Origin of the sequence: Sulfurihydrogenibium yellowstonense SS-5 (assembly GCF_000173615.1) — a bacterium.
In the GTDB taxonomy this organism is placed as follows: domain Bacteria; phylum Aquificota; class Aquificia; order Aquificales; family Hydrogenothermaceae; genus Sulfurihydrogenibium; species Sulfurihydrogenibium yellowstonense.
The window spans coordinates 1-3139 of the sequence record NZ_ABZS01000186.1 but is presented as its reverse complement, the minus strand read 5'-3'; the positions used below and the strand labels follow the sequence as shown (position 1 = coordinate 3139).

Genomic DNA, 3139 nt, shown 5'->3' with positions numbered 1-3139 from the left:
AAGGATTTTGCCACCAATTACAGCACCACCACCAAGACCGGTTCCAAGGGTCAAGCAGACAAGGATTTCACTATCTTTGCCATTTCCGTAAACATACTCACCATAAGCAGCAAGATTTGCATCATTCTCTATAAACACTTTGATATTACTATGATTTTCTATCTCCTGCTTTAAATTTAAGCCTTCTAAAAATTTTAGATTTGGTGAGTTTGTAAGCTGACCAGATTTTTTATCAACAAGTCCGGCAATAGCTATACCAACTTTTGAGGGCTTGTGTTTTTCTATTAATTTAAGTATTTCACTTACAAAAGTTTTTTTATCCTGAAAATTAACGCTAATTTTTTCTTTAAAAATGTTATTATTCTCATCTTTACCAACAACCTTTATAAAAGTCCCACCGATATCTATTCCAAGAATCAAAGTTAGCTCCTAAAAATTTATTTACTTTTTACGATTATTATATTATAAAAGCGGATTTAAAAAATATAAACCGGAGGTTCTAAAATGTCACTATTGGCAAGTTTATCCATAGCAGGACAAAGCTTATTAACATTTCAAAGAGGAATAAACTCTACAAATAAAAATATATCCAACGCAACTACAGAAGGGTACAATAAAGAAACGCCGGTTTTTCAAGATTTACCAAAAAGCGGAGTATATCTAAATAAAATAATCAGAGCTTTTGACCAATCATTATTTAACAGGTCTATTTCTTTGAATCAAAGCGTAAATTCTGATAAAAGTTATAGTGGCATACTTAATAACATAGAAGATGTGTTTAACGATGCACTTGGCAGTGGATTTTCTGATGCACTAAATACATTTTTTAACTCCATAAACGATATGCTTATAAAACCTGACGATTTGGCTACAAGGTCTCAATTTATAGCAAATGCTAAGGTTTTAGTTGGAAAAATAAGAAGCAGTGATAAAGCACTTGAAGACTTAAAACAACAAACAGTTTTAAAAGTAAGGGACCAAATTAATCAAATCAATCAAATTACCGAGCAGTTAGCAAAGTTAAATAATCTTATAAAGACAAAAACTCTTGATGTTGAATCTAGCAACGAGTATCTAAACGAAAGGGATAGATTAATAACTCAATTAAGTAATTTAATAGACACAAAAGTTGTGTTTAATGAAGATAACACTGTTAATGTATTTACCGCTAAAGGTTTTGGCTTGGTAGTTGGTATAACAAATACACAGCTTCAGTTTGAAACAGATTCCAATGGAAATGCTGTTATAAAATGGAATAATACAAACGATATAACAAAAGAGATACAAAATGGAGAGCTTGGTGGTAATTTAAAAGCAATAGATGCAATCAATGGACAGCTGAATAGATTAAATGACTTTGCAACTGTTTTAGCAAACGTGTTTAATAAAGTTCACAGTCAGGGCTATGGATTGGACGGTAGCACCGGTTTAAATTTCTTTGGAATTGACCCAAATTCTTCACTGTCTAAAATAGATGCATCTAATATCATTGTAGCTATAGAAGACCCTAAGCAAGTTGCGTTGGCTACAAATACCGCATATTTAAATTCAGATAATACAAACGGTAAAAATCTTTTAGCTTTAAAAGATAGCATTGGCGGCGTACTTACATCTACTGAAGAAACAGCTTTAAAATCAAGTCTTAACGACCCAAACAATTATGACATCATCAAAAATAGTAAATTTTCAGAGTATTACAACTCACAACTTGTTGCTATTATCTCGTCTGAAAGTTCAAGGATAAAAACACAGATGGAAAATAACCAATTTCTATATGATGCCATAACAGAAAAGATGAAAAGCTTAACCGGTGTTAATATGGATGAAGAGTTGATTAATCTAACTAAACTTCAAAGGTCATACCAAGCTGCTGCAAGAATAATTACCGTTACTGATGAATTAATGCAAACGATTTTGAATATAGGTAAGTAATATTTTAAGATACTTTGGAGCGAGAAATCAGCGGTTTTTACAAAATTTAAAAATGAGACCCTTCGGCCTTACGGCCTCAGGATGATAAAAAATGACCCAATGGTGTCGTTCTACAGCCGACGAAGAATCTAATTTTTACTGCTTTTCTTTTCAAATGACAATAAAAGAGAAAATCCTTCAGACTAAAGCCCAGGATGACAGGAAAAGATTGGTTGATAAGCATTAGAGAAATGTTGACATTATTTCCCATTCTGAAGCCGTGCGGATAATCTCCTATTTTTATTAAGTTTCTCACTCAAAGTTTTACATCATCATATAATCTTTATCATCTTGTTTAGCTGCCAAATTAAGCTAAAATATAAAAAAATTACATAAATATGAAAAATAGAAACATACATGGAAATACCTTTTGAGTTTTATTTAGACATGCTAGAAGAAGAGAAAGCGTTTGTGCATGGATTTAATTGTTATATTGATGGAAATCTCAAAGATGCAAGGAGGGAGTTGGCAAAATCTGCAAGTAAAGTTCCAGAAGGTAGGTATATGTTGGCTTTAGTAAATTATCTTTTAGGAAAAACCACAGAAGCAAAACTGCTTTTGACAGGATTTTCATCGGATTGGCAGAGATTTATCCAAGCATGGAGAGTTCCGGTTCTTGTTGTTCCGTTTAAAAATGGTACAGATGCATTATATATTTCTTTAGATGAGAAAGGATTAAATGCTTTACAATATTTATTAGAAGGTAAAACGCCAGAGGAAGTGGCATTTATTTTAGGACTATAAAAGGAGTGAAGCATGTATAAAGAATTGGTTATGTCAAAAGCACCGTACATATTAACGGCTTTAATGGCAGATGGTGGAGAGTTTGGAGAGATTTATTTTGAAAATTTAAAAAGCTTAACCTTAAATCTTGAAGACAACAAAATAGAAAGAATTTCAAAAGGGATAGACGTAGGCGTTGGGATAAGACTGATAAAAAACCTTAAAACCTACTATGGCTATACATCAGAGATTACTTTCCAAAACATGATGGAAATTGCTAAATCCTTAGCAAAGGCAGAAGGAGAGGGAAGAATAGCCGTTGGAAAAGCACACTACAAAGCATACACAAATGTCTTGATAGACCCGGATGAGTTTGAATTAAAAAAGAAAAAAGACATTCTTGAAAGAGCAAACGAAATAGCAAGAACTTACGATGAGAGAATAA

General features: G+C 32.4%; 4 protein-coding genes. 3 read left to right on the top strand and 1 reads right to left on the bottom strand.

What is annotated here, in order from left to right; translation table 11 throughout:
* Window positions 1–420 (bottom strand): ROK family protein (locus SULYE_RS07235; RefSeq protein WP_007547998.1); only part of this gene is annotated, 420 nt, incomplete at its 3' end.
* A gap of 84 nt (window positions 421–504) precedes the next feature.
* On the opposite strand from SULYE_RS07235, the gene flgK reads away from it, so the two are divergent.
* The 3 genes from flgK to SULYE_RS07220 all read left to right on the top strand — a co-directional run.
* Window positions 505–1932, top strand: a complete 1428-nt coding sequence (gene flgK / locus SULYE_RS07230) for a flagellar hook-associated protein FlgK (protein WP_007547997.1) — start codon at window positions 505–507, stop codon at window positions 1930–1932.
* 396 nt (window positions 1933–2328) lie between these two features.
* Window positions 2329–2715, top strand: a complete 387-nt coding sequence (locus tag SULYE_RS07225) for a hypothetical protein (RefSeq protein WP_007547995.1) — start codon at window positions 2329–2331, stop codon at window positions 2713–2715.
* Window positions 2716–2727: 12 nt separating this feature from the next.
* On the top strand, window positions 2728–3139 hold a 412-nt coding region (locus SULYE_RS07220; RefSeq protein ID WP_007547994.1), incomplete at its 3' end, for a PmbA/TldA family metallopeptidase.

Coding starts and splice junctions, on each gene's coding strand:
- flgK (WP_007547997.1), top strand. CDS start 505: ATGTCACTATTGGCAAGTTTATCCATAGCAGGACAAAGCTTATTAACA.
- SULYE_RS07225 (WP_007547995.1), top strand. CDS start 2,329: ATGGAAATACCTTTTGAGTTTTATTTAGACATGCTAGAAGAAGAGAAA.